Origin of the sequence: Streptomyces sp. NRRL F-5126 (assembly GCF_000721265.1) — a bacterium.
In the GTDB taxonomy this organism is placed as follows: domain Bacteria; phylum Actinomycetota; class Actinomycetes; order Streptomycetales; family Streptomycetaceae; genus Streptomyces.
On record NZ_JOFZ01000066.1, the window covers coordinates 1 to 512 of the forward strand.

Annotated in this window: 1 protein-coding gene; it reads left to right on the forward strand. The window is 69.5% G+C overall.

Features of this window, described 5'->3' with window-relative positions; translation table 11 throughout:
- Nucleotides 1-281: 281 nt before the first annotated feature.
- On the forward strand, nt 282-512 hold a 231-nt coding region (locus IH48_RS0132325), incomplete at its 3' end, for an IMP dehydrogenase (RefSeq protein WP_030912963.1).

The following is a 512-nucleotide window of genomic DNA, read 5'->3' on the forward strand; positions in this document are numbered from 1 at the left end:
CTCCAGACCCACGGCAAGTTCGTCCGGATCACCTCGGCGGGCCTGAAGGAGTCCCATCCGCACGACATCCAGATGACGGTCGAGGCGCCCAACTACAGCCGCAAGTGAGGCCGTGAACGCGTTCCACGCGCGCGTGCGGACGTGCTCCACGCGCGCGTGAGGCACGAAAAGGGCGGTCCCGGAACCCCGGGACCGCCCTTCCGCGTACCTGCGCGGGGGCGCTGTCGTACCCGTCGGGGATACTGGAAGGCGCTGCAACGCATCAGGGAAAGGCCACAGACGTGACTGAGATCGAGATCGGGCGCGGCAAGCGCGGCCGCCGGGCGTACGCCTTCGACGACATCGCCGTCGTCCCCAGCCGCCGTACGCGGGACCCAAAGGAGGTCTCGATCGCCTGGCAGATCGACGCCTACCGGTTCGAGCTGCCGTTCCTGGCCGCTCCCATGGACTCGGTCGTCTCCCCGGCCACCGCGATCCGCATCGGCGAGCTCGGCGGCCTCGGCGTGCTGAAC